1 protein-coding gene is annotated in these 1,205 nt (G+C 69.5%); it reads left to right on the forward strand.

What is annotated here, in order from left to right:
- Positions 1 to 1,205, forward strand: a 1,205-nt coding sequence (locus tag DL86_RS15115; protein ID WP_036263220.1) for an AMP-binding protein, incomplete at both ends; no start/stop codon positions are given.

Below are 1,205 nucleotides of genomic sequence, written 5' to 3' on the forward strand. Positions count from 1 at the left end.
GCCCCAAGGGCGTCATGGTCGCGCATCGCAATGTGACGCGCCTCTTCGCGGCGACGCGGGAAGCCTTCGGCTTTGGCCCGGAGGACGTCTGGACCTTGTTCCACTCCTACGCCTTCGATTTTTCGGTCTGGGAGATGTTCGGGGCGCTGGCGCATGGCGGCCGGCTCGTCGTCGTTCCCTATTGGGCGAGCCGCGAGCCGGACGCCTTTTGCGAGTTGCTCGCGCGCGAGAAGGTCACGGTGCTGAACCAGACGCCCTCGGCGTTTGGGCAATTGCTGCGGAGCGAGGCCTTCGCGGCGGAAGCATCGGAGAGCGCCCTGGCTCTGCGTCTGGTGATATTCGGCGGCGAGGCCTTGGACCCTGGCGCTCTCAAGCCGTGGTTCGCCCGCCATGGCGCGGGGCATCCGCGTCTTGTGAACATGTATGGGATCACCGAGACGACCGTGCATGTGACCTTGTGCGATCTGGGCGAGGCCCTGAGCGGACCCGAGAGCGGGCGGAGCGCGATCGGCCGGCCGCTGTCGGACCTGCGGACCTATGTTCTCGACGGGTCGATGCAGCCGGTTCCGATTGGCGTCCCGGGCGAGCTTTATGTCGGCGGCGCCGGCGTGTCGCGCGGCTATCTTGGGCGGCCTGGCCTCAGCGCGGAGCGGTTCGTCCCGGATCCGTTCGGTCCGTCCGGGGGGCGGCTTTACCGGACCGGGGATCTGGCGCGCTGGCGCGCCGACGGGACGCTGGATTATCTTGGCCGGATCGACCATCAGGTGAAGCTGCGCGGCCACCGCATCGAGCTGGGCGAGATCGAGGCGGCGCTGTCCGGCCTTGCGGGGATCGCGCAGGCGGCGGTGCTGGCGCGGGAGGATGGGCTTGGCGGCAGGCGCCTCGTCGCCTATGTCGCGGGCGAGGCCGCTGGGGCGGGCGAGGCTTTGAGCGCGGCTTTGAGCGCGGCTTGGCGAGCCGACTTGGCGCGGCGCTTGCCGGACTACATGATTCCGTCGGTTTTTGTTCAGCTTGAGCGGCTGCCGCTGACCGCCAATGGCAAGATCGACCGGAAGGCCTTGCCGGCGCCGCAAGCGTCCCGCCCGGCGGGCGCCGACGACGAACCGCCGCGCACTCCCGCGGAGGCGATCCTCGCCGCGATCTTCGCCGAGGCATTGGGCCTCGAGCGAGTGGGGATCCACGGCAATTTCTTCGCCCTCGGGGGC

Origin of the sequence: Methylocapsa aurea (assembly GCF_000746085.1) — a bacterium.
Classification (GTDB): Bacteria; Pseudomonadota; Alphaproteobacteria; order Rhizobiales; family Beijerinckiaceae; genus Methylocapsa; species Methylocapsa aurea.